Annotated in this window: 21 protein-coding genes and 1 pseudogene; 5 read left to right on the top strand and 17 right to left on the bottom strand. The window is 70.9% G+C overall.

Features of this window, described 5'->3' with window-relative positions; translation table 11 throughout:
* Positions 1-67: 67 nt before the first annotated feature.
* The 5 genes and pseudogenes from ABD352_RS21100 to ABD352_RS21080 form a co-directional block, all read left to right on the top strand.
* Positions 68-574, top strand: a pseudogene (locus tag ABD352_RS21100) (IS5 family transposase); the annotation flags it as partial.
* 498 nt (positions 575-1,072) lie between these two features.
* On the top strand, positions 1,073-1,252 hold the full coding sequence (locus ABD352_RS21095) for a hypothetical protein (RefSeq protein ID WP_344614148.1): 180 nt from the start codon (positions 1,073-1,075) through the stop codon (positions 1,250-1,252).
* A gap of 707 nt (positions 1,253-1,959) precedes the next feature.
* Positions 1,960-2,361, top strand: coding sequence for a hypothetical protein (locus ABD352_RS21090; protein ID WP_344614147.1), 402 nt, complete (start codon positions 1,960-1,962; stop codon positions 2,359-2,361).
* A 188-nt stretch (positions 2,362-2,549) separates the two neighbouring features.
* Positions 2,550-3,608, top strand: a complete 1,059-nt coding sequence (locus ABD352_RS21085; protein ID WP_344614146.1) for a copper amine oxidase — start codon at positions 2,550-2,552, stop codon at positions 3,606-3,608.
* Positions 3,605-3,880 (top strand): hypothetical protein, encoded by a 276-nt coding sequence (locus tag ABD352_RS21080; RefSeq protein WP_344614145.1) that lies wholly within the window; start codon positions 3,605-3,607, stop codon positions 3,878-3,880. The genes ABD352_RS21085 and ABD352_RS21080 overlap by 4 nt, the downstream gene beginning before the upstream one ends.
* 770 nt (positions 3,881-4,650) lie before the next feature.
* Here the strand turns inward: ABD352_RS21080 and ABD352_RS21075 are convergent.
* The 17 genes from ABD352_RS21075 to ABD352_RS20995 form a co-directional block, all read right to left on the bottom strand.
* A complete protein-coding gene (locus ABD352_RS21075) occupies positions 4,651-4,944 on the bottom strand; it encodes a helix-turn-helix domain-containing protein (protein WP_344614144.1) in 294 nt (97 codons plus the stop codon).
* A 326-nt stretch (positions 4,945-5,270) separates the two neighbouring features.
* Positions 5,271-5,414, bottom strand: coding sequence for a hypothetical protein (locus ABD352_RS21070; RefSeq protein ID WP_344614143.1), 144 nt, complete (start codon positions 5,412-5,414; stop codon positions 5,271-5,273).
* Positions 5,415-6,151: 737 nt separating this feature from the next.
* The gene (locus tag ABD352_RS21065; protein WP_344614142.1) at positions 6,152-7,000 is read right to left on the bottom strand and encodes an SAM-dependent methyltransferase; all 849 of its coding nucleotides are present in this window, start codon (positions 6,998-7,000) and stop codon (positions 6,152-6,154) included.
* Positions 6,997-8,418 (bottom strand): hypothetical protein, encoded by a 1,422-nt coding sequence (locus tag ABD352_RS21060; RefSeq protein WP_344614141.1) that lies wholly within the window; start codon positions 8,416-8,418, stop codon positions 6,997-6,999. Before ABD352_RS21060 ends, ABD352_RS21065 begins: the two co-directional genes overlap by 4 nt.
* Positions 8,419-8,644: 226 nt before the next feature.
* A complete protein-coding gene (locus ABD352_RS21055) occupies positions 8,645-8,935 on the bottom strand; it encodes a hypothetical protein (protein WP_344614140.1) in 291 nt (96 codons plus the stop codon).
* 118 nt (positions 8,936-9,053) lie between these two features.
* Complete coding sequence (locus tag ABD352_RS21050) at positions 9,054-9,701, bottom strand: hypothetical protein (RefSeq protein WP_344614139.1); 648 nt, start codon at positions 9,699-9,701, stop codon at positions 9,054-9,056.
* Positions 9,695-10,954, bottom strand: coding sequence for a pyridoxal-dependent decarboxylase (locus ABD352_RS21045; protein ID WP_344614138.1), 1,260 nt, complete (start codon positions 10,952-10,954; stop codon positions 9,695-9,697). The genes ABD352_RS21050 and ABD352_RS21045 overlap by 7 nt, the downstream gene beginning before the upstream one ends.
* On the bottom strand, positions 10,945-11,115 hold the full coding sequence (locus ABD352_RS21040; protein ID WP_344614137.1) for a hypothetical protein: 171 nt from the start codon (positions 11,113-11,115) through the stop codon (positions 10,945-10,947). The genes ABD352_RS21045 and ABD352_RS21040 overlap by 10 nt, the downstream gene beginning before the upstream one ends.
* Positions 11,112-11,765: a hypothetical protein gene (locus ABD352_RS21035; RefSeq protein ID WP_344614136.1), complete on the bottom strand. Its 654-nt coding sequence runs from the start codon at positions 11,763-11,765 to the stop codon at positions 11,112-11,114. Before ABD352_RS21035 ends, ABD352_RS21040 begins: the two co-directional genes overlap by 4 nt.
* Before the next feature lie 58 nt (positions 11,766-11,823).
* Positions 11,824-13,296, bottom strand: coding sequence for an APC family permease (locus ABD352_RS21030; protein ID WP_344614135.1), 1,473 nt, complete (start codon positions 13,294-13,296; stop codon positions 11,824-11,826).
* Between the two features lie 154 nt (positions 13,297-13,450).
* Positions 13,451-13,936 carry a roadblock/LC7 domain-containing protein gene (locus ABD352_RS21025; protein WP_344614134.1) on the bottom strand — a complete coding sequence of 162 codons (486 nt, stop codon included), beginning with the start codon at positions 13,934-13,936 and terminating at the stop codon, positions 13,451-13,453.
* Between the two features lie 173 nt (positions 13,937-14,109).
* The gene (locus ABD352_RS21020) at positions 14,110-16,257 is read right to left on the bottom strand and encodes a sensor histidine kinase (protein ID WP_344614133.1); all 2,148 of its coding nucleotides are present in this window, start codon (positions 16,255-16,257) and stop codon (positions 14,110-14,112) included.
* A 384-nt stretch (positions 16,258-16,641) separates the two neighbouring features.
* Positions 16,642-17,118, bottom strand: coding sequence for a hypothetical protein (locus tag ABD352_RS21015; RefSeq protein WP_344614132.1), 477 nt, complete (start codon positions 17,116-17,118; stop codon positions 16,642-16,644).
* 102 nt (positions 17,119-17,220) lie between these two features.
* A complete protein-coding gene (locus tag ABD352_RS21010; protein WP_344614131.1) occupies positions 17,221-18,264 on the bottom strand; it encodes a threonine aldolase family protein in 1,044 nt (347 codons plus the stop codon).
* Positions 18,261-19,163 carry an alpha/beta fold hydrolase gene (locus ABD352_RS21005; protein WP_344614130.1) on the bottom strand — a complete coding sequence of 301 codons (903 nt, stop codon included), beginning with the start codon at positions 19,161-19,163 and terminating at the stop codon, positions 18,261-18,263. The genes ABD352_RS21010 and ABD352_RS21005 overlap by 4 nt, the downstream gene beginning before the upstream one ends.
* The gene (locus tag ABD352_RS21000) at positions 19,160-20,917 is read right to left on the bottom strand and encodes a non-ribosomal peptide synthetase (RefSeq protein ID WP_344614129.1); all 1,758 of its coding nucleotides are present in this window, start codon (positions 20,915-20,917) and stop codon (positions 19,160-19,162) included. Before ABD352_RS21000 ends, ABD352_RS21005 begins: the two co-directional genes overlap by 4 nt.
* The gene (locus ABD352_RS20995) at positions 20,914-22,170 is read right to left on the bottom strand and encodes a cytochrome P450 (RefSeq protein WP_344614128.1); all 1,257 of its coding nucleotides are present in this window, start codon (positions 22,168-22,170) and stop codon (positions 20,914-20,916) included. The genes ABD352_RS21000 and ABD352_RS20995 overlap by 4 nt, the downstream gene beginning before the upstream one ends.
* Positions 22,171-22,194 lie beyond the last annotated feature (24 nt).

Genomic DNA, 22,194 nt, shown 5'->3' with positions numbered 1-22,194 from the left:
TTTCGTCACGGAAACAACGGACCCGGTGTCCGTCACACCGGCCCACCGCCACCGTACGCACACTGGCATGGCTGAACGCAGCGCGTACCCCTCCGACCTGTCTGACGCCCGCTGGGCCCTCATCGCCCCCCGACTCACCGCGTGGCGCCAGACCCGCACCGACGCCGGCGTCGGCGGCCGCACACCGACGCACGACCTACGCGAGATCTTCAACGCGATCCTGTACATCAACCGCACCGGCATCCCCTGGCGCTACCTGCCCCACGACTTCCCGCCCTACCGCACCGTCTACGGCTACTTCGCCGCCTGGACCAAAGAAGGCATCTTCGTCGAACTGAACTACGACCTCACCGGCCTGGTCCGTGACCACACCGGCAAGCAGGCCACCCCCACCGCGTCCATAATGGACACCCAGAGCGTGAAGACCTCCACCAACGTTCCACTGTCCACACAGGGCACCGACGCGGGCAAGAAAGTGGTGGGGCGCAAGCGAGGCATCATCACCGACACCCTGGGCCTGCCGGCGAGCTCACCGAACGGCACCGGTCGAGCCGACACCGTCTCCGGCAGTCGATCCTGCAGGCCATGGCGATCCTCCAGCGGGCGCCGCTGCGCGGCCAGGACCTCGATCGTCCGCGCCGGCGCCGACCGCCAGCCGGTCACCACCAGGTACCGCCAACCGGCGAACGCCGCCAACCGTGCCGTCGCCGCGAACGCGGCCATATCTTCGTCCCTGACCCGCCCAGCCGGGCGCACGTCGAACACCCAGATCTCGCTGCCGGTCACGACCAGCACGTCCGGGACATGATCACGGTGGGCGGCCGGTGTGCCGAACCACAGCCGAAACGGCTGACTCAGCACCTCACGAACCGCGCCAGCGAAGTCGAGCGCGAGCAACAGCTGCTGCTCGGCCAAGCTCTCGAAGCCGTGATGCCGCCCGGTCGACACCATGAACTGCAATCCTGGCCGATGCCGTTGGCTCCTCGACCACGCGAACCGCCGCACCGGCTGCAAGCCCGCGGCGAGATCCACCACGACGTCCCGAACCGGCGCCACCAGCACACCCCCCGCCGTGCGCCACGACACCGTCCACCGCCGCAGCCAGTCGACGGTCGTCACGGCGGCCGTGCTCTCGTTTTCCAGCAGCGGCAACGCAACACACAAATCGGTCACCGTGCACGATCCCGACCACAGCCCGGTGGCCGAACCGCTCACGGACGGCTCGGACGATGTCCCACGCACCCATTCATAGAACATCACCAGTGTCGATGCGATGCCGCGCCGCGCCGTTGAGCCCGGAGAAACCCGACAACGACCACCAGAACACCAATTGTTGACGGGACTGCGAACCACCAACGCTCGCATAGGAGGACGGACGGCACGTCGTACCGATCCGATCGGGCAGCAAGACCCATCTTGATTTCCCGAGTCCTGATTGATCAGGGCGTAGTCCCGGTCGCGCCGTGCGCGTCGGATAGGCCAGCATGATCCGACCTGTCGGCCGCTGCCTTGGCGATCTGCTCGATCTTCGCCCGATGCCCTCTCGGGCCGCCGCGTCGATCCGCTCCTCGTGCCGGGCTGCCGCCCAGGTCCGGCCGTCAGGCTGCTGCCGCAGCATGTCGGTATGTCCGGCGTGCCAGGGTAGTGTCGCCGAGGACGTGGACCACGATGTTGAACAGTTCCACATCGGACCGCGGCCACCACAGCACGCGGCCGCGAGTGTCGATAGGAAACTCCTTGATCGTTTTCCGGCACAACCTCGGCGCCGCGCTTTCCCGCATCACTTGACCGTGTCGGTCTCGCAGGCTCACTACGTCCCGGGTTGAGTATGAACACAGGCCGCCGGGCTTCGCAGGATTTGCACGAAGGCGCCCGGTGTCTTGAGCTAGACCGGCCCTGTTTGGTAGAAGAGTGTTGATGCTTTCAGCGTCCAATGCATCTGAGTACAGGAGGAAGCGCGTGGGGATTCGAAACAGGATTGTCGCGACGGGCGTAGCGCTCGTCGTCGCACTGGCGGGCCTGGTCGGATCGAACGAGGCTCAGGCTAGCCCGGGCAAAATTCAATACACCGCTGGCTCGTCGGTCGTCAACTACGTATTTTACGATGTGGCCAACGGCGGTTACAAGTTTAAGTGCGCCTACGCTGGCTGGGCATCTGTAAGGGTGAACTGGACGTGTTCACTCATCGCTCCGGCCCTCGGGGTGACGCTGGCAGCGCACCCGGGCAGCTTCTCCAACGGTTCCGCAAACCCGAATTACTTCTTCTACCCAAAGCTTCAGGGCAGTACGATCGTTTGTGCGGTGGCATACGCGGAGTACAATGACGGTTCCGACTGGAGCAGTCAACAGGTGTGCGCCTAGATCGCCAACCTCCGGTGAACCATGAGCGCCGCGCTACAGCAATACTAGCGCTCGCTATCGCAGGGAGCGTAGCTTTGGGGGCGGCTGTTACGTTTCTAGTGCTGCCTCCAAGCTCTGCTGCACCATCCCATTCAAGCGCTATCCATACCGAGCCATGGACCAATTGCACCGAGACGCATCGGCAGTCGTTGAGCGTTATTTTCGACGCCACCAGCCGTTGGAAATTCTGCTGGGAAATTGATCATGAAGTCGGGTTGCGTCTTTCGGATGTACAGTACACGACACCTCGCGGCCACTCGATCCCCGTTCTCGAGAGTGCTGCCCTGGCTCAGATCGACGTCCCGTACGACGACGGCCAGCATGAACAGGTCGATCTCCCGGGCTTCGGGCTGCTGACTAGTCAGCTTCGAGCCGAGGATTGCGTGGGTGGTCAGCGCTTCTCCATCCAGGGATTTCCCGATGTCCTTTGCGCAATGGTCCGGCAGGAGCCTTTGCGATATGAGTGGTCCGACTACGACTTCGGTTCTGGCAATCATTCGTCAGCAGGTGAGTGCCTTCTAGTGTATTCGGTCACGCCGGCATCGTGGTACACGTATGCCGTGAAATGGCAGTTGTGTGATGACGGCTCGATACTGCCGTCAGTCGACGCTGGCGGTACACTCGCGCCGCACTATTTTGGGGATGACAGAAACGGTCAACCGGTAGGTCCAGGGCAGACGGCCTTCGCCATGTCCCACTATCATAACGTCTTCTGGCGCCTTCAGTTCGATCTCGACGGAAACCGGATAGAACAGATTGATACCAAAATCGTCGACGCGCAGCATCAAACAACGTCGCAGCGCGTCGATCAGGAGCTTGCTGAGGATCGCGCCGATAACCGGTCATGGCGCGTGTCAAGCACGAGCCTAGTTAACTCCGATCACCATACAGCGTCATATGACCTGCACCTCGCAAGTGCGACAAGGTATTTCGGCGGCCCTGCGCATAGCTTTACAGACCACGACGTCTACTTCACAGAATATTCTCCGTGCGAGGTATTGGCTTCGGATAACCGGCACCCGCCGTGCGCCGCAGCCGTTGACGCCTTCGTTAGCGGACAACGCCTCACTCATCCGGTAGTCTGGGTACAGATCTCATACCATCATCTACCCAGAGACGAGGACCAACCGATCATGAACCAGCACAGTCAGGGGTTTGCGATCACCCCGCGCGACCTCACTGCCGACAACGAACTTGTTAGAAAATGAGTGCCGTCGAGGCGGACGACGGTCGTAATACCGTTAGCGACGGCGATCTGCATATATTGATTAGCATCATATCTCATGTCGAGGCGGCATTTCTGCCGGATATGGATCCGTCCAATCTCGTGGACGCGCTGCTTCAACGCCTCCGGCGCGACCTTGTTAGGTATGAACTGGCCCACTCCGAAGAGGTCTCTGATCAAGTAGCAGCGGTGCAGGCGCTGAATTTCCGCCTGCGACGGTCACTGGGAGAAGATGTTTCGCCGAGCGAAGAATAGACGCGAAAACGATCTTTGTTTAATATCTTACGATCATCGGCGATCTGCCTCGGCGGCGGTCCGGTCCGTCGGGCGATGCTTTGGCGTAGCACCGGCGTGCACATCGACGTGAGGCGGGGCAGACGAATAGCCGCACCCGCGTAGCAGCTCCACTTGCCGCCCACTGATCACGACGTCGTCGGGGCGCTGCTAGTAAACGCGGTGCACCCGCCGCGCAAGGTGACCGCAGGCTCGGACACGGTGGGTTTTCGCCCGAGCTGTCCCCACCCTCAGTAACACTCCCTTGGGACCGGCCGAACGGACCCGGCCGGTGGACCGGCACGGGTGCTCGATTTCTGCATCGTGTACCTGCAGGCATTCGACGTGCGCCCACACGTCGCGGCGGCCCCTCGACCCGCTCAGCATCGGCATCACGTACACATCGGCTACGTGCGACGTCCGGGCACCAGCTGCAGAAGACTGGGCTCCTCACACATCGTCACCCTGACGACCTTGCGGTCCGCTCGGGGGTGGGCTGCTTGCGACTTCGCGATGGAGCTCGATTCGTCCGGCGTAGCCACTCGCCAACTATCGCGCTCAACTTCGCCATCTAACGCACTCAGTCACAGCCCGATGGCTAAGTGCGACCCGGCGAAGCGGTCACGCGTTGTCCACATACCGTGGACAACTCCTGTGGATAACCTGTGGGAATTCGTTACCTCCGATTGATGCGGTTGCCGGCGGCGGTGACTGTCGGCAGGGCGGCGGCACCACCCGGCGGGCGCAGCCGGTCAGCACGCCGACACCCCGCGGACCGCGCCCGCAGGCCCCGCCGCCGCGGACACCGTCGGCCGGGTGGCGGTCGGCTGGGCTGACGAGGCTGCGTCCGGCGCCGGTTGGCTGCGGGTGCGGCGGCCGCCGACAGGCCGCCGCGGCGTTGCGGATTCGACGAGCAGCGCGTGGACCTTGCCGTATGACAGGCCGAGCTCGGCGGCGACCGCCCGGATCGGCAGCCGGTCGTCGACGTAGCGCTTGACCACCGCGGCGGTCTGCTCGGCGCGACGCCTGCTCCCCCAGGTGCGCAAGGGTGGTGTGCTGGTCCACCGCCCGCCGTACCGGGCCGGGCCGGCGTGGTGGACGTCCGCCGTGATCCTGCCCGACCGGCAGGGGTGGCCTCGGCAGTCGCTGCGCCCCGGTAGGGGCTTGGTTGGGGTGCAGCGTCATCGGTGGATCTCCTGCCTCTGGGCTTGCCACGATCGGGAAGGAACTGGGGTTGCTGGCCGGGACTCGTCGCGACGCCGTGCGGCGCGCCCGGGCCGGGGTGTCCAAGCGTGTCGGCGCGGGCCGTCGGGATGGGTCTGGTGATGTCCCCAGGCTCGACGCCCACCGTCGTTGGCATGGGGGCCAAGGCTCACATCGGGTCCTTGGGGTCTGGGCCTGCGCTGACGGTCGTCCACCGCACGCCGATGGCCTCGGCGGCGGCGATTTGAGCCTCGGTCAAGCGGCCCGCGTGATGGTCGGTGTGGAGCCTGGACAGGAACACGTGCAGGTTCACGCCGCCTTCCCGCAGCGACCGTGGCGGTTGCGTGTTCCCGGTGCGTTCGGCGTAGCCCCGCAACGCCGGTGGCCGGCAGCACGGCTGGCGGTGGCAGTGCGGTCCCGGCTGCGACCAGCCCTGCGACGACTACGGCAACGGCCCGGGCTCGACGACCCACCGGCCGCCGGGCCGAGGTCCAGACTGGGGTGGCCGCTGCAGGCGCGGTGGGCTGCTCGGTGGTGGGTTCTGTCGGTGGGGCGGGCTGCGGGGCGAGGTACCAGACGTGCAGACCGACCCACGAGTCGCCGGCGCCGCTGATGTCCACGCCGGTCACGGCCGCGTCGTACCGGTCGAAGACCTCCGCGGCGGCGCGGCGCTGTTCAGCGGGGGCGGGATGGTCCTCAGCGATCCAGCCGAAGCCGTCGACCGGGCTGCTGCCCCAGCCCCGCCAGTGCAGCAGCAGCAGGCGAGCCAGCAGGTCGGTCACGGTCAACGCCGCCGGCGTGGTGTTGGGTGCTGGTGGTGTCCAGGTCGCCCGGGGCGGTACCCGCGGCTGCCGATGCTCCGGCAGCCGCTGCACGGCGGCAATCGCCCGCCACGCCGCCACGACGGCACCGGCCCGCAACCGCAAGTCATGTACCACTCGGATCCGCACTCCTGACACTCCCTGCAGTGGTAATGGTTTGATGGGGGACGCCCGGTCACCGGCGGCGCCAGGCTTGGGTTACGCCGGGCTGATGCACCGGTGGCGGGTGTTATGGGACGCGGGCAACGGCGCCGTAGACGCCGATCTGCTCCGCGGTAAACGGCCCGGGCTCGACCGGGTTGTGCCAGTCGATGACCGAGACGAGCCCCGGTTCGACGAGGCCGAGCCCGTCGAGCAGGGCGAGGAGGTCGTCGCGGCTGCGCGGGTAGAAGCCTGCGGCGTCCCGGGCGGTCAGACCCGGTAGCGCTGCTTTGGCTTGGATGTCGAGGAAGTCGGCGGTGCCGTGGCTGATCACGACGTAGCTGCCGGGGGCGAGGGCCTGCCGCAGCCGGGCGACGATGTGGTGCGGGTCGGGGTGGTCGATGAAGTGCAGCACCGCGACCAGCAGCACCGCGACCGGCCGGGTCAGATCGAGCGTGGCAGTCAGGACCTGGTCGTGCAGGATGCTGTCCGGGTCGCGCAGGTCGCGGTCCAGGTAGGCGACCGTGTCCGGGGCGGCGGCGGTGAGCAGCGCCCGGGCGTGGGCGAGCACGATCGGGTCGTTGTCGACGTAGACGACCCGGCTGAGCGGGTCGATACGCTGCGCGATCTCGTGGGTGTTGCCCGGGCCGGGCAGGCCGGTGCCGATGTCCAGGAACTGGCGGATGCCCCGGCGGGCCAGGTACTGCACCGCCCGGCCGGCGAACGCCCGGTTGGCCCGGGCCGCGGCAGGGGCCGCGGGGAACCGCCCTGCGATCAGGTCGCCGGAGGCGCGGTCGACCGCGAAGTTGTCCTTCCCGCCGAGCCAGTAGTTGTAGCGGCGGGCCGGGTGCGCCACCGTCGTGTCGATCCGGGCCAGCAAGTCCGCGTCGGGCATGGGCAGGCCCGACGCGTCGCCGGAGGGTGTGGCTGCGCTCATCGGGCAACTCCCGAACAGGGTCCCGCCGTGGCTGGGTTGAGGACAGCGGTCGCGGCGGTCAGCTGGCCGGCATGCTCGTCACCGCTGCAGGGGTCGTCGGGGTGAAACTCGGCGCTGTGCCGGCCGCTGCGGCCGCGCACGCCGGCGGCCGCGTCCCGGCACGCACCGTCGCTGTCATCGGCGTCGCCGGCGGGTGTGTGGAAGCGGCGGACGGTGTCGGCGAGCACGGTGACGGCGTCGCTGTGGCGGTGGCAGTCGCTGAGCAGGGTCGCGGTGGCGGTCCCGGCGTCCAGTCCGGCTTGCCGTTGGGCGGGGTCGTCCGGGTTCAGCTGGCGCATGGCCTGCGTCCAGCCGGCCAGAGCCTGCTCGGCCGCGTCGGTGCAGTAACCGGCCGTGTGGAGGGCCTCACCGAGCACCAGCCGGGCGTTGACCGCCGCCGCGGCGTCGCCGGCTCCTCTGCGGGTGTGATAGGCCAGCAGGGTCCGGGCGGTGTCCACGGCCAGGTCGCGCGCCTGATAGACGCCGGCCGCCTGCTGCAACGCGGTCTGGGCGAGAGCCCAGAACGCCGCCTCCTCGGCCAACGTCTCGGCGGCCCGGCAGGCGTGGGACGCCCATCCCAGGACGGTCTCCGCCGGGTGCGAGACCGGGTGGGTCACCGCGTGCAGCGCGTACATGACGGCGAGACCGGCCGGACCGACCCCCGGCGGGCTGCCCGCCGGGTCGAGGCCAGCCAGATACGCGGCAAGGACCGGCAGGACCTCCGAGGACCGGTCCTGTTCATGCAGCGGCAGCAGCGTCCCCAGCACCTCCTGATGCACCCGGTCGGCCGCAGCCGCCAGGACCCGGCTCCAGCACCGGTCGGCACACACGGCACCGTCGTGATGCGCGCGGGCGTGCGCGGCCGCCGCCGTTCGCGCGTCGTGGCAGCGGCCGGCGGTGTGCAGCGTGAACGCCAGCCCCAGCCACCCCAGGACCGCGGCGTGAACGTCGCCCAGCTCCGCCGCGGCCTCGGCCGACTCCCGGCGGGCGGCGATCGCGTCCTCCCACCGGCCCACGCCCTGCAACGCCAGCGCGAGCGCGCCCGCGGCGATCTGCACCAGGTGCAGCGAAGGGCTGGCCGAGTGCAGCGCATGCGCCGCCCGGTGCGCATAGCCGGCCCACGCCAGCGACACCTGCCCGGCGGTGTCCCGCTCACCCTCCGGGACGGCCTCAACAGCCCGCACCAACAACACGGCAGCCCGCACCAGATCCTCGTCCGGCGGTGCCGTGTCCGGGTCCCGGCCCGACAACACCGTAGCGGCCAGCAACCGGACAGCAGCGCCCGGACGGCCGGCATCGAACTGCCGCTCCGCCTCGCGCAGGGCGCGTTCGGCCGGCCAGCCCTGCCGCACGACCCGCCGGGCCCGCCCGCTCAACACGTCGACACCCCGCCGTTGGCCGGGGCGGCGGCCGGCACCCGGCGTCCAGGTGGTGGCGGGGACGGCCGCGGGGGCACCGTTTTCCCCGCGGCCGTCCCGGCGAGCACGCCGCGGCAGCCGCCCACAGGCCGCAGCGCGCTGGATCGGCCGGCGCGCGTAGCAGCGACCCCACGCGCCGGCGGTGCAGTCCATGGGCTACGGGCACCGGCCGCGGACGACAGGCCGCTCATCGCGGCTCCTGCGGCTGCCCTGACGGCTGCCCAGCGGCGTCCGGCGCCGGCGCGGGAGTGCACCGCCAATACCGCATGGTCTGTCCGGGCCGGGCGATGCGCTCGGCGACGCCGTCGTTGGCGAGCTCGTTGAGGATCGGCCACAGTTGAGTGCTGTGCTCGTAGGCGGACAGGTGCAGCGCGGTGCGCAGGTCGCTGGTCGACACCGGCTCCTGACCCGGAGCCGGGAGCAGATCCAGCACCGCCGCCCGCAGCCGGCGCAACTGCTCGCTGCTGTCGGTGCTCACCGCGGCCGTCCCGGCTGGACCGGCCGCCAGTCCCGCACGTACGACGGCGGGTCGAAGAGATCCGTGCATCCCGGGCAGCCGTCGATGGCCCCGGCCGTGGCATCGGTCGGCGGCGCGCTCATGCGCGGCCAATCAGGGCTGGCATGTGCGCGGCCGCTACAGGGCCGTCGGCCGCGCGCGGAAACGTCAGCCGAAACACCGCCGCGCCGGCAACCGACGCCTGCAGCAACCATCCGGCCTCCAGCAGCACCGCCACATGGCGGCCGAACCCGACGGGGTGCAGGTGTGCGGCCAGGGCGTAGCGGCGGATGCTGCCGTGGTCGGCAAGTGCATAGCCGCGCAGGACGTCCTGGACCTCGAACCACGGTGCGGGGCGGCCGGTTGGCGGCCTGCTCGGGTATGCGGCGGCGGCAAGCTGACGGGCGGCCTGGCCGCGGCGGGCTCCGTGCTGCTGCCAGATGCTGGAGCACCAGGCGACCCGGTATCCGGCCGGGTGTCGCTGCGGGTCGGGGTGTCCAGCGAGGGTCAGCCAGGCCGGCGGGACGGCTGTTGCCAGGTCGGCGTCGTCGAGGTCGACCCGGCAGTCCGGCCCGTGTCCGCGGCCCAGCGGCCAGCCGGCCCAGCGGCCGTCCCTGCCCGGCACGGCGCCGATGTGGACGAGTTGCGCGGCGCGCAGCACATACAGGGTGGTGCCGGCCGCTGCCGCGGGTGTGCACAAGGCCGGGATGTGCTGCAGCAGCCGCAGCGGGGTGTGCAGGGTCAGCATGCGATCGCGTCCTCGAGGTCGGCTGCCACGGCCGTTGGCCGGCCGGGCAGGGGGTGGCCGCCGTGGTCGCGGCGGTCGGCGAGGTACTCGGCGGCGAAGCGTTCGTACCTGGTGAAGGGTTTGCCGGGCATGCAGATGACGTGGCCCCAGCCGTCCTGCACCGGCAGCGGCCAGCGGGCGCGGAGCCGGTCGGACGGGGCGGGGAAGACGACGGTGAAGGCGTCCTTGTGCCGCCACGCGGGGACGTCCGCGGCTGTGAGGAGTTCCACCAGGGCCGCCGCGTGCGACCGGCAGGTCTCGGCCCGGGAGCGTAGTCCGTCGGTGCCGAAGCCGTGCAGCGCGGCGAGCATCAGCACCGGGGTGTGTCCGGAGCGGGACCCGGCCGGGGTCAGGTCCGGCGCCCCGGTGTAGGTCGGGGTGGGGTTCAGTGGGGCACACCGATCCTCGCGCAGCACGAGCGCGCTGCACGAGGTGTTGACGGCAAGGTATTTGTGGCCGGAGATGTTGAGGCTGTCGGCGCCGTCGCCGAAGTCGAACCCGGGCCGGTCGGCCGGGTCGAGCATGGCCAGGGGGATCCCGGCCAGGGCCGCGTCGGCGTGGACCCACCGCCGGCCGGCGGGGACACCTGCGGCGTCCAGCGCGGCGTGCACGGCCGGGACGTCGTCGACGGCCTCGACCATGGTGGTGCCGATCGTGGCCACCACGACCACCGCCAGACCACGCCGCCGCTGCGCGACCAGCGTCGTGAGCGCGGCATAGTCCATGCCGCCGCCGGCGCCAGCCGGGACCAGCTGCAACGGCAGACACAGCTCTTCGGTGACTTTCGCCACGCAGGTGTGCGCGGCCGTGGAGGCGTAGACCACGGCGCGGCGGCGGAACCGGCGCCGCGCGGCCAGCAACGCGGCCCGCACGGACTCGGTGCTGCCAGACGTGACGAACCCGGTCACCGAGCCCGGCGGGCAGCGGAACATCGCGCCAAGTTCTCGGATCAGCTGCTGCTCCAGCGGCAGGCTGTGACCGGAAAAGCCACTGGTCGGGGTGAACGGGTGCCCGACATTGTTCAACGACACGCCGGCCAGGATCTCCGATATCGACAGGTCGAAGTCGTCCCCGTCGGGGTAGTCGACCGCGTTGGGATAGCCGATGTCGAACTCGGACCGCTCCACCCACCGCTGGCGCCGCTGCCGCAACCAAGCCGCCGTCAGCGGCCCATCCACGGGCAACGTCAGCGGCCCGTCGATGCTCACCGCCATGCCTGCCACCCCCAGCAGATCGCCCGGGCCAGCTCGGCCAGGAAATGCCAGCTGTACGCGGTCGGGTCGATGTGCCAGATCCGGTTCAACGCCGGAGCGGACTCCCACGGCAGGACCGGTGGCGGGCCGATGGCGTCGGCGGTGGTCGCGGAACCGGTCATGGGTGGCCGCCGATCTGTTCATGCAGGTGCCACAGCTGCTGCCAGACGAGCCGGTCCGGGCCGTCCTGGTCGAGCAGGTGCTGGCTCATCAACGATTGCGTGGCGAGCGGCACGGTGATCGTGGCGGCCAGCTCCTGCGCGGCGCCGCGGCTGCGGGCGTCGCGGTGCAGCCTCAGGTAGGTGCGGTCGGCGAGCACGATGTAGCACATGCCGGGCAGGTCGTCCTCGGACCGGACTCGGTCGCGCAGGTCGGTCCAGGCGCCGGCCGGGGTGTTGAGCGTGGAGACGGCCACCCCGATGTACTCGGCGTGCGGGCTCATCCGCTCCTGGACCTGGGTCAAGGCCGGGCGCGGGTCGTAGCCGGGTTCGTGCCGGCGGCGGCGGGTGACGGCGGCGAGCTCGCTGAGCACGGCGAGCAGATCCGCGGTGGTGGGCTCGTCGTGCATGATCCGGGTCGCGGTACGCAGCCGGTATCGGGGCGGATGCAACGTCTCGGGGTCGCGGTAGAGCAGTACGACGGCGTGCGGGCAGATCGGGTCGGCGCGGCGCTGCTGCCACACGATCCCGGCGTGGTCTTCGCTCCAGGCAGCCTGCTGCCGTACGACCTGTGCGCACAGGTCGTACCAGGCGTCCCAGGCGGCGGCGTCCATCGCCGTCGTGACCGGCCAGTTTCCGGCGGCCGTCCCGGTAGCGAGGTGTGTGGGCGGGTTACTTTGCAAGGTACTTCGCCAATCGCTCTTCGGGGACCTCGAGCGCGCCGGGCTGGGCCTGGCCGAGCTGCTGGAAGGTGGCGGGCCGCAGCCGGCGGACCAGGGCTCCCCAGACGGTGCCGCCGATGAGGCAGGTGGCGGTGACGGCCGGGACGAGCAGCCAGTGGTGGTCGTCGCCGGTGGTGTTGAGCTGGACCGGGAGCCGCCACAGCAGCAGCCCGGTCACGACGGTGCCGGCGCCGGCGACGGGGGCGATGGTGCGGGTCCATAGGGTTTCGTTGGTGCCCCCGCCGCGGTGGAAGTAGCCGACCGCGGCCAGAGCCGCGCCGATGAGCAGGACCAGCACGGTCAACGCGCCGATGGCGGACAGCCAGGTGAACATGGTGGCGATCGGGTCGGCGCCGGCCAGCTGGAACCCGGCGAGGACGGCGGCGGTGAGCACGGTCTGGGTGAGGGCGCCGCCGGTCGGGATGGTGCGGTGCGCCCGGGTGGTGACCGCCCGCAGTGCTGCGGGCAGCAGGTGTTCCTGGCTCATCGCGAACCAGTGCCGGGTCGCCGTCTGGTGGAAGGCCAGCATCGCGGTGAACACGGCCAGGACGACGACGAGCCCGGCGATGACCTCGGCCGCCGGCCCGACGGCGCGGGCGAGCAGCCCGAACGGCACCCCACCGTTGGGGTTACGGGCCGCGTCGACGACCGTGTCCTCGCCGTAGCCGGTGACGACCGCCCAGGCCAGCAGCAGGAACAGCCCGGCGAGGAACCACACCCCCAGATGGATGGCCCGGCCGACGCTACGTGGAGTGCGGGCCTCGGCGCTGTAGGCGGCTACACCCTCCCACCCGATGAATGCGGCCAGGCTCAGCGGGAACACGACCAGGAAGCCGCCGGCGAAGACCTGACCGAAGTCCACAGCGGCGGAGCTGACGGCACCGGCGGCGGGATGGGTGAACGCGGCCACCAGGTACACCACGATCACCGCGACCTGGCCGATGAACACCGCCGCCACCGTCACCGTCGTCGCGCGGGCGGGGAGGAACCCGTACACCGTCACCACAGCGAGGGCCACCCACGACCACAGCTGCCAGCCGCCGACGTGGAACAGGGCCATGTACCAGCCGAACAGCCCGTAGAGGCTGATCCCGATGGCGCTGTAGCCGACCACGCCGAGCAGGCCACCGGCGGGGCCGAAGACCCGGCCGAACCCGGTCGTCCACAACGCGTACCCGGGCGCGGAGATCGCCGGGGACCGCCGCCCAGCCGGTGCGTGCGCCATCGCCTTCACCGCCGCGGTGTAGCCGACGGCGAGCGCGGCCAGCATGACCGACAGGAGCGGGAACGACACCGCGACCGCGATCACGCCGGTCGCGGCGAGCGTCGCCGGGATACCACCCCCGAGGACGGTCAACGGTGACGAGGCACTGATCGCGAGCACGAACAGCGTCGGCGCGCCAAGTTGGCGGCGTTCTAGCACCGGCGCTGCTGTCGCCGGTGCCGGGCGGGCGTGTGTAGGTGGAGAACCTGGAAGAACGGTCATGGATACCTTCTCATCTGCTCTCGGAGGGCCTCGCCGGACCCACGGGCCGGGCAGGGGTGCTCGTCGTTGCCGTCATGGCCGGTGCGTGGGTTCACGTCCCGGAGGCACCGCTTCGGGCTTGGGTGAGGTGGCCGACGAACCGTTTCCCGAGCGTGTCCAGCTCGTTGGCCACGGCTGCGGTGTTGCTGTCGAAGAGGACCGCAGCGGCGAGCAGGAGCGTGTCCCCGGCAGTCATGACCAGCCAGTTCGCGTGGGTGAACGCCACCAGCAGGTAGTCCAGCTCGACCGTGTCGTCCTGGCGCAGATGAACACCGATGTTGCCGGCCTGGATTAGCTGGCCGAAGCCGCGGCTGAGCCCGATCGCCCCGGAGACGAGGGCCGCGATCTGATCGCCGTCGTCTTTCTCCAACGTGGTGTTCGCGGCCAGCAGCAGTCCGTCGCCGGACACGACGACCGCGGCCAGCACACCTGGGACCCGCTGGCACAACTCGTCCAGGGCGTAGCTGAACCGGGACGTGTCCAGGCTCGCGTCGCCGAACAACCCGGTGGTGCCCACGGTGGGCGTGGTACTGGTCATGGTCGGTCTCCCCGTCTCACTGCGTCCGCCGTGCGGGCCTGGTCGCCCGCATCGCTGCTGTCACGGCCGTGATCTGGGCCGCGACCGCTTGCACATCCCGTCTGCTGACCGCCGCGGACCCGACCGGCGGCATCGCGCTGGCATGCCGCTGTTTGCGCCGCCGCGGCAACCCGTCATCCCCAGCCCCCGGCGCTTGCGGCGAACCGGGGGGGCGGAGCTGGCCCTTCGGCGGCGACACCTGTCGGCGGCGGGCCGCCGCTGCGGGCCGCCGTGCTGAGCACGGCCGGTTCACCGCTGGCCACCCGGCCGGCTACCGCTGTGAGCGCGGGCCTCGGCGCTGGCTGGAAGTCCCACGCCGCCGCCGTGCCGGCCGGCCCCGCACTGACGGACGCTGCCGGCTGCGGCACCTTGGTGATCGCGGGGTAGCGGTCCGGGCCGGCCGGCAGCAGGATCGCGGGCGGCAGGTCGACGACAGCGGTCAGCCCGCGATCCTCGTTGCGGTTCAAGGCCACGCCGATGCCGTGGGTCCGGGCGAGCCGGGCCACGACAAGCAGTCCGATCCGCCCGGCGTTGCCGACATCGACCGGCGGGCGCAGCAGCGTCGCGTTGAGCTCGCCCAGCCGGGCATCGGACACCTCCAGGCCAAGGTCGTCGACGCTGACCCGCACATGGCCGTCGGTCATCTCCGCGGCCACCCGGACCCTGGTGTCGGGCATCGAGTACCGGGCCGCGTTGTCCAGCAGTTCGACCACGATGTGCAGCACCGCCAGCACCGCGCCCGGCGTCACCCGGACCAGCGGCAGCTGCCCCACATCGACCCGCCGGTAGTCGCGGACCTTCGACACCGCGCCACCGACCACCTCGGCCAGCGGCGCCGGCCCCGCCTGCGTCATCGGCGCGCCACCCGCCAGCACCGCCAGGTTCATCGCGAACCGGCTCTGCTCCGCCACCGCCAGGTCCAGCTCGAAGAAACTGTCCAGCCGGGCCGGGTCGGTCTCCTGGCCCTCGATCTGGTCGAGGACCTTGAACATTCGCTTCGTACCGCTGTCGACCCGCCCGCCGATCGTGTGGACCAGCGCCAGCATCACCAGCCGGTAGTCGACCTGGCTGACCGCCGCGTACGCCGCAGCCCGCACCAGCCGGTCCACCACTTGGGCCAGCACCCCGATCTCATCGCGGTCGGTGTGCGGCATCGCGGAGGCCCGCAACGCCTCCGCCGCCAGCCGAGCCGCCTTGTCCCGGTCCTCCGCCGTGATGATCCGGCTAATCAGCGTGGGCAGTTCCTGATCCGCGACCCGCCGCGCCGCAGCCTGCAGCCGCTGCAGCCGCCCGGTCAACGACCGCGCCACCACCACCGTCAGCCCCAGCGCGGCCAGGACGGCCAGCAGCACCCCGCCGCCGACCACGACCACCGACCACGACGCCTGGGCACGCATCGCATCCGCCGCCGCGGCAATATCGGCATCGACACCGGCCTCAAGCTGACCCAGCCGATCCGCCCAGCCCTGCATCGCCGCGTTCCACCCCGCCGCACCGCCCGGCAGGACCGGCAGCGGACCGGCCGACAGCGGAACCACCCCGGACAGCCGCGTCGCGGCCTCCACGCCCGGATCATCCTGAGCATCCGCGAGCCGCTCCCGCCACTGTGGGCGCCCAAGCCGGCCAAAGTCCTCCAGCGCCGTCGCCGCGTCCGCCCGAGCGGTGATCACCGCCTGCGCCGAAACCGCCGACATCCGCCCCGCCGCAACCGCCTGCAACACCACCAGCTGCTCGCGACCCACCGCCTCCCGCGCCCGCGACAACGCAGCAGCCGCGTGCATCGCATCGGCCAACACCGGATCCGGGCTGCTCTGCGCCGAGGCGTCCCGCACCGCGATCAAGTCGACGATCGCTTCCCGAAACAGCAGCAGCGTGGGCGACAACGCCATCGGCGCATTCGCCCGCACCTGCAGTGCCGCCTGATCCACCGCATCCAGCGCCCGCAACGCTTCGGGCATGGCCCGCCGCAGCGCCGCCGACGGCGCCGACACCGCCGACCCGGCGGCGTCGAACTCGGCCCGCAGCGCCGCCGCCCGGTCCAGCGCCGCCAGAACCACCCCGCGCGATGCCGCATCCGCCCCAGCCAACGACGCGGCCGCCAGCCGCACCCGCACCACGTGCAACTGCGTCGCCAGCACCGACGACGCGGTATCCAACGCGGCGGTCGCATGCAGCTGCCCGGCCTGCCCGACCGCGGTGCTCGCCGACCACGCCGCCGGAGCGCTCGCCAGCAGCACCGCCACCAGCGGCGCTACCAGCAGCATCCACACCTTGCGGGCCACTGGCGCGTTCGCCAGCCACCGCCCACCTGGTCCTGCCGAAACCGCCCGGCGGCTACCGCGAGGCATGCACGCTCACCCCGCACGACACCACGTCGGCCCGGGCCGTCAGCCGCACATGCCACGCAGCCGTGCTCGCCGCGGCAGCATGCTGCGCCAGCCGCGCAGCCACCGCTGGGGGCAACCCGGCGGCAGGAGCCGCGGCCGAACCTGCACGGCCTTCCCCGGCTTCCGCGAGAAGGTGCAACTCCTGCTGGACCGCGTCCAGCCAGCGATCCGCCCGGTCTGCGTCTGCCCCGGCTGCATCGGCCCGGCCCGTGTACTGCCGCTCCGCACGCGGTTCGTCCGCGATGCGTCGCTGCTGGCCGGGTCGGCCTGCTCCGCCGGTCATCCGTGGCCGTCCGCGCGCATGCCGTACAGCGGCGCCGCCGTCGGACACTCCCGCAAGGTGCAGTCGCGCGGATGCACCCAGAACGCGGCCCGGCTGATCGGCACGACCGTCACCGCCAGCGGCAGGAGCGGACCCCGTCGCCAAAAGGCCGCAGCACGCGCAGCTCGCCGCCGCGCGGTGTCCACCTTAGGAGTGAACTGTGTGAAGTCATGCTTGATGCCATCGCCGCCGCAGGCCGGCCAGTCGATACGGACGGCGAACCCGTCGCCGCCCGCGCCAGCGGGTGCCGACGAGCGCATCCGCACCGCATGCGACACCGCGGTCGCGACACCGGTAAGGACTGACATGCATTCCCCCAAAAAAGGTCGTCCAGCGCCGAATTCACGATTGGCATCGAGACGACGCCAGCTGCGGTGACTAAGATCGATGCCCTGGATGCATGCATCATTGACAGCCAATCCGGGGTAGGCCATAACTACCTACGCATGATCACCATGCGACCGATATGCATCCCGCACCCAGGCGTGTCACGGGGCTCTCAATGACCGGTCAAATCCTTCTGCGAACCGGTCCGGTTATGGCGTCAGCAGGCGTTGCAGCACACCGCCAGCGTGCACGATCTGCTCGATGGTGACGTCCCGATGCGTGACGGCCCGGACGTGGTAATGGTCGATGGCGATGAGCAGGATGCCGTGCTTGGCGGCGGCCGCGGCGAATGCCGGGCCGCTCCACCGGGTTCGGGTGAGGTTGAGCAGGACGATGTTGGTGTGCACTCGGCCGGGGTCGACGACACCGGCGTTGGACAGGGCATTGGCGAGGCTGCGTGCGTGGTCGTGGTCGTCGGCGAGCCGCTGGAGATGGTGGTCGAGCGCGTAGAGGCCGGCGGCCGCGAGGATGCCGACCTGGCGCATGGCACCTCCCGCGCGCAGTCGCAGCCGCTTGGCGTCGGCGATGAGATCGTGCTGGCCGGCAAGGACCGCCCCGGCGGGAGCACCGAGACCTTTGGAAAGGCAAACGGCGACGGTGTCGAACAGCCGGCCGTAGACGTCGAGGGCGGTGCCGGTCGTGATGTGGGCGTGCCAGAGACGGGCGCCGTCACAGTGCAGGCCGACGCCCGCGCGACGGGCGACGGTGTGGAGGGCGGTGAGCCGGTCGAGCGGGTGGATGATGCCGCCCGGGAGGTTGGCGGTCTGTTCGACGGCGATCGCGTCGGTGCGCAGCGCGAACCCGCCGCCGGGCCGGATCATGCCGGCGATGGTGGCTGGTTCGATGAACCCGTCGGGGCTGTGCCAGGTGCGGGTGGTGATGCCGCCGTGGACGGCGGCGGCGCCGCCTTCGTAGCTGACCACGTGGGCGTCGTCGGCGCAGAGCAGCTCGCTACCATGCGGCACCAGGAACTGGATGGCGACTTGGTTGGCCATGGTCGCGGTCGGCAGGAAGAGCCCGGCTTCTTGGCCCAAGAGCCCGGCGACGCGATCCTCGAGCGCGCGGACGGTGGGGTCCTCGCCGTAGACGTCATCGCCCACTTCGGCGGCGGCCATGGCGGCGCGCATCCGCTGGGTGGGCCGGGTGACGGTGTCACTGCGCAGGTCCACGACGCGTTGCTCCTGACGGCTCATGCGTCCGCTCCGTGGTGCGCCGAGACGGTGTCGGCGAGACGGGTGATGGCGGCTGCGACGTGCCCCGGCTGTTCGAGGGGAAGGTCATGGCCGCCGTCGATCCACCGCACAGGGACGATGCGGCCGGCTCGGTCGAGGGTGTGCAGGAGCGCCTGCAGATGCGTGGCGGCCGCCGCAGGATCCCCGGGCCGGGCGAGGACCGCGATGGTCGGGGCAGCGGTCGCTGCGAGGGTCGCGGCGGGGTCGTGGCGCCAGAGGCTGCGGGCGGCTTGGATCTCGTGTTCAACGGCGAGCCTGAGCCCTGCCGGCCGGTGGTGATCCGGGGCGGTGGTGGGCTCGGGTTGGTAGTTGGCGAGCAGTGCGGGGACGGCGGCAGGAGGAAGACCGTGGCCCCGGGCCCAGGCGGTGAGCATGGCGGGCGTGGGGGCGATGCGCCGGTTGAGCAGCATGCGGTACTGCGCTTCCCACCAGCTTGCCCCGAACAGGATGTGCGGGTCGTAGATGCCGCCGTCGATGAGGCACAGCCCGGCGACGAGGTCTGGGCGGCGGGCGGCGAGTTCGAGGGCGACGGTGGCGCCGAGGCTGTGCCCGGCGATGACGCATGGCCCGGTCGCCAGAGCGTCGAGCACCACCGCGGCGTCGTCGGCGAAGGACTCGACGGTGTAGCCGCTGGGTGGGGTGCTGGACTGGCCGTGGCCGCGGTGGTCGAACCAGATCAGGCGCCGGTCGGGTAGCCGGTCGGCGACGAGGTCCCACCAGCGGTGCGTGCTGGCCAGCCCGTGCAGCAGCACGACCGGCGGGCCGGCCGCGACATCGGGCCCGGAGGTGTCGTGGACGGCGAGGTCGACGCCTGCGGCGACGGTTACCAGGCGGTTCGGGGTAGCGAGGGTAGCGTTCACACGGCACTCCTCGATGCGATGGACGGGCTGGGTGTGGCGGCGAGGTCATCGATGGCGGCGGCGATGCCGGCCGGGGTGCGGTTGAGGGCCACCGCGACGTACGGGACTTCGACGCCGAGGGCGTCGCTGAGCGTGACGCACAGCTGCGCGACGAGCAGCGAGTGCCCACCCACGTCGATGATGTCGGTGTCCGGGTGCACAGGCCGGTCGAGCGCGGCCGTCACGACGTCGAGCACGGTGGCCAGCGCTCCTCCTGGCAACGGATCTTCCCTGTCGTACGTGGCCGGAGCTTCGGCGGTTGCTTGTGCCCGGAGGGCCTCGCGGTCGATCTTGCCGGCGGCGGTGAGTGGCAGCGCCGCGATCACGTGGATGTCGGGCACTGCGTGGGATGGCAGGAATGCCGCAGCGTGCCCGTGCAGTGTGCCGGCTAGGTCGGCCTCGGGCGGCCCGCCGTTGTAGTCCGGGTCGGCGGTGACGTGCGCGGTAAACCGGTCGGCGACGGCGACGACAGCGCAGGCGCGTACGGCGGGGTGGGCGGTGATGATGCGCTCGATTTCGCCGAGCGTGAGCCGGTGCCCGCGGATTTTGACCTGGTCGTCGGTGCGCCCGATGTAGGTGAGGTTGCCGTCGGCGCGCCGGGTGCCGAGGTCGCCGGTGTGGTACCAGCGGTGTCCGGCCGCGTCGCTGGTGAACCGGGCGGCGGTGGCAGCGGGGCTGCCCGCGTAGCCGCGAGCGACGCCGATCCCGCCGACGACGATCTCGCCGGCCGTACCTGGCGGCTGGGGGCGGCCGTTGGTGTCGACGATCTGGACGGCGACGCCGGGCAGCGGCGTGCCGATGTGCACCTCATGGCCGAGGTGGAGCTCGCCGACGGCGACGGCCACGGTCGCCTCGGTCGGCCCGTAGCCGTTGAAGAAGCGGCGGTGCGGGCTGGTCCAGCGTTCGACCAGACGGGGTGGGCACACCTCGCCGACGGCGACGACAACACGTAGTGCGGGCAGGTCGTCGGAGGGGACGGCGGCGAGGACCGAGGGGGTGAGCGTGGCCACTTCGATGCGGTGTTCGCGCAGCGCCCGGGCCAGGTTTGGTCCGCCAGTTCGCGCGCTGTCGGGGGCGAGTACGAGCGTGGCACCGGCGGTGAGGGTCATGAGGATCTCGGCCATCGCGGCGTCCCACGACCAGGCGGCGAACTGCAGCACCCGCGTGCCGGACCGGACCTCGAACCGGTCGGCGAGGGCGGTGGCCATGTTGACGACGCCGGGATGCTCGATCAGGACGCCGTTCGGGGTACCGGTCGAGCCGGACGTGAACACCACGTAGCACAGCGGGCCGTGCACAGGCTCCAGCCCGACACCGGCGGAGGCGGCTGCAGGCCGCAGCGGCGAAAGGTCCGAGGCCGGATCGGCGGCGCGGACGTGGCGGACGGCGCAGGCGGCGGCCATATACTGCAGGCGCCGGGCCGGCCAGTCGGGGTCGAGGTAGAGCACGGCACCGCCGGCCCGCCAGATCCCGAGCATCTGGATAAGCCCGTCGACGGATCGCGGCCAGCAGACCCCGACAACCTCGTCCGCAGCGACTGCGACCGCGGCAAGTTCGGCGGCGACGGCGTCGGCCCGATACACAAGCTCTCGATAGGTCACTGGCGCGCCGGTGGCGTCGACGATCGCAGGTGCGTCCGGCGACCGGTCAGCCCACGACCAGATCAGGTCCGCGGCGGTGCCGGCAGCGACGGTGCTGCGGCTGCGCGGGCTCACCGGGCACCCGCCACGTTGTTGCGGTCGAGCTGGACGGGCAGGTGCGCGAGGCCGCGGAGGTTGGCGTTGTGCCGCCAGCTGCGCCCCGGCCGGGGCCGCAGGCGCGCGTACCGGGCGGTGAGCATGCGGACGGCGGTTTCGACCTCGAGCCGGGCCAAGGGCGCGCCGAAGCAGGCGTGCGGGCCGTGGCCGAACGTCACCGGGCGGCTCGGCCGGTCGAGCCGGATCTGGTCTGGCTCGGGGAAGACCTGCGGGTCGCGGTTGGCGGCGGCGAGCATCAGGACCACGCTCGCCCCGGCCGGCAGCGTCTGGCCGGTGGACAGGGTCACCGGCTCCAGCATGCGCCGCGCGGTGTATTGCGTCGGCGGGTGCAGCCGGCCGAGCTCGGTGACGGCATCGGGGATCTGCTGCGGGTCCTCGCGCAGGACGGCCCAGAGACGGGGTTCGTCGGCCAGAGCCATGAGGACCGCGGAGAGCAGGTTCGTGGTGGTCTCGTTCCCGGCCGTGATCAGCATCATGAGGTTGGCGATCAGCGCGTCACGGCTGATCGCTTCCTGGCGCATCGCCGCGACGAGCGCGTCGATCATCGCGGTGCCGGGCGCCTCCTCGCGGTCGGTGACGTGCTGGCGCAGAAACACTGCGAGTTCCGCGGCCGTGGCGATGGTCGCGGTCCGGTCGGTGGTCGGCACGTGTCCGGGGGCGGCGACCACGTCGCCCCAGGCCAGGGACCAGCGGCGGATGGTGGCGGTGCTGACGTCGGCCGGGATGGCGAGCAACTGGCGGGTGACGTCGATCGGAATCCGGGCGGCGAACCCGGTGACCAGGTCAGGCATGGGCTGGCCGGTGAGGTCGTCGAGGGCGCCGGTGACCGCGTCCGTGATCAGGTCGGCGAGGCGGGTGCGGACGTGCCGGACCTGGACGGGCTCGGCCAGCACGCGGCGCAGCCGGCGATGCCCGTCGCCGTCGACGAACGACACGTGCAGGTCCAGCGCCTCGAATGCCTGCTCCAGACCGGCGCCTGGGAGACGAGCGAGCGCGCCAGCGTGGTCCATCGCGACTGACGCGGCCGGGTGCGCCAGTACCGCCCGGACGTCGGCGTGCCGCGGCACCAGCCACACCCCGAGGACCGGATCGAGCACCGTGCCGGCGTCCAGAAGCCGGTCATAGAAACCGGTCGGGTCGGCAATGGTGTCCTGCAGCTGCAGCTGCAGCAGGCTCATCCGGTCGCGTTCGTGGGGGGCAACGGTGGGCATGATGCTCCTTCAACCAAAGGGGAG

It is taken from the genome of Dactylosporangium salmoneum (genome assembly GCF_039532525.1).
In the GTDB taxonomy this organism is placed as follows: Bacteria; Actinomycetota; Actinomycetes; order Mycobacteriales; family Micromonosporaceae; genus Dactylosporangium; species Dactylosporangium salmoneum.
Note: the sequence above shows the minus strand (reverse complement) of the source record. Positions and strands in the feature narration are given on the sequence as shown.

Coding starts and splice junctions, on each gene's coding strand:
- ABD352_RS21080 (WP_344614145.1), top strand. CDS start 3,605: ATGAGTGCCGTCGAGGCGGACGACGGTCGTAATACCGTTAGCGACGGC.
- ABD352_RS21065 (WP_344614142.1), bottom strand. CDS start 7,000: ATGAGCGCAGCCACACCCTCCGGCGACGCGTCGGGCCTGCCCATGCCC.
- ABD352_RS21050 (WP_344614139.1), bottom strand. CDS start 9,701: ATGCTGACCCTGCACACCCCGCTGCGGCTGCTGCAGCACATCCCGGCC.
- ABD352_RS21045 (WP_344614138.1), bottom strand. CDS start 10,954: ATGGCGGTGAGCATCGACGGGCCGCTGACGTTGCCCGTGGATGGGCCG.
- ABD352_RS21040 (WP_344614137.1), bottom strand. CDS start 11,115: ATGACCGGTTCCGCGACCACCGCCGACGCCATCGGCCCGCCACCGGTC.
- ABD352_RS21035 (WP_344614136.1), bottom strand. CDS start 11,765: ATGGACGCCGCCGCCTGGGACGCCTGGTACGACCTGTGCGCACAGGTC.
- ABD352_RS21025 (WP_344614134.1), bottom strand. CDS start 13,936: ATGACCAGTACCACGCCCACCGTGGGCACCACCGGGTTGTTCGGCGAC.
- ABD352_RS21015 (WP_344614132.1), bottom strand. CDS start 17,118: ATGGCCTACCCCGGATTGGCTGTCAATGATGCATGCATCCAGGGCATC.
- ABD352_RS21010 (WP_344614131.1), bottom strand. CDS start 18,264: ATGAGCCGTCAGGAGCAACGCGTCGTGGACCTGCGCAGTGACACCGTC.
- ABD352_RS20995 (WP_344614128.1), bottom strand. CDS start 22,170: ATGCCCACCGTTGCCCCCCACGAACGCGACCGGATGAGCCTGCTGCAG.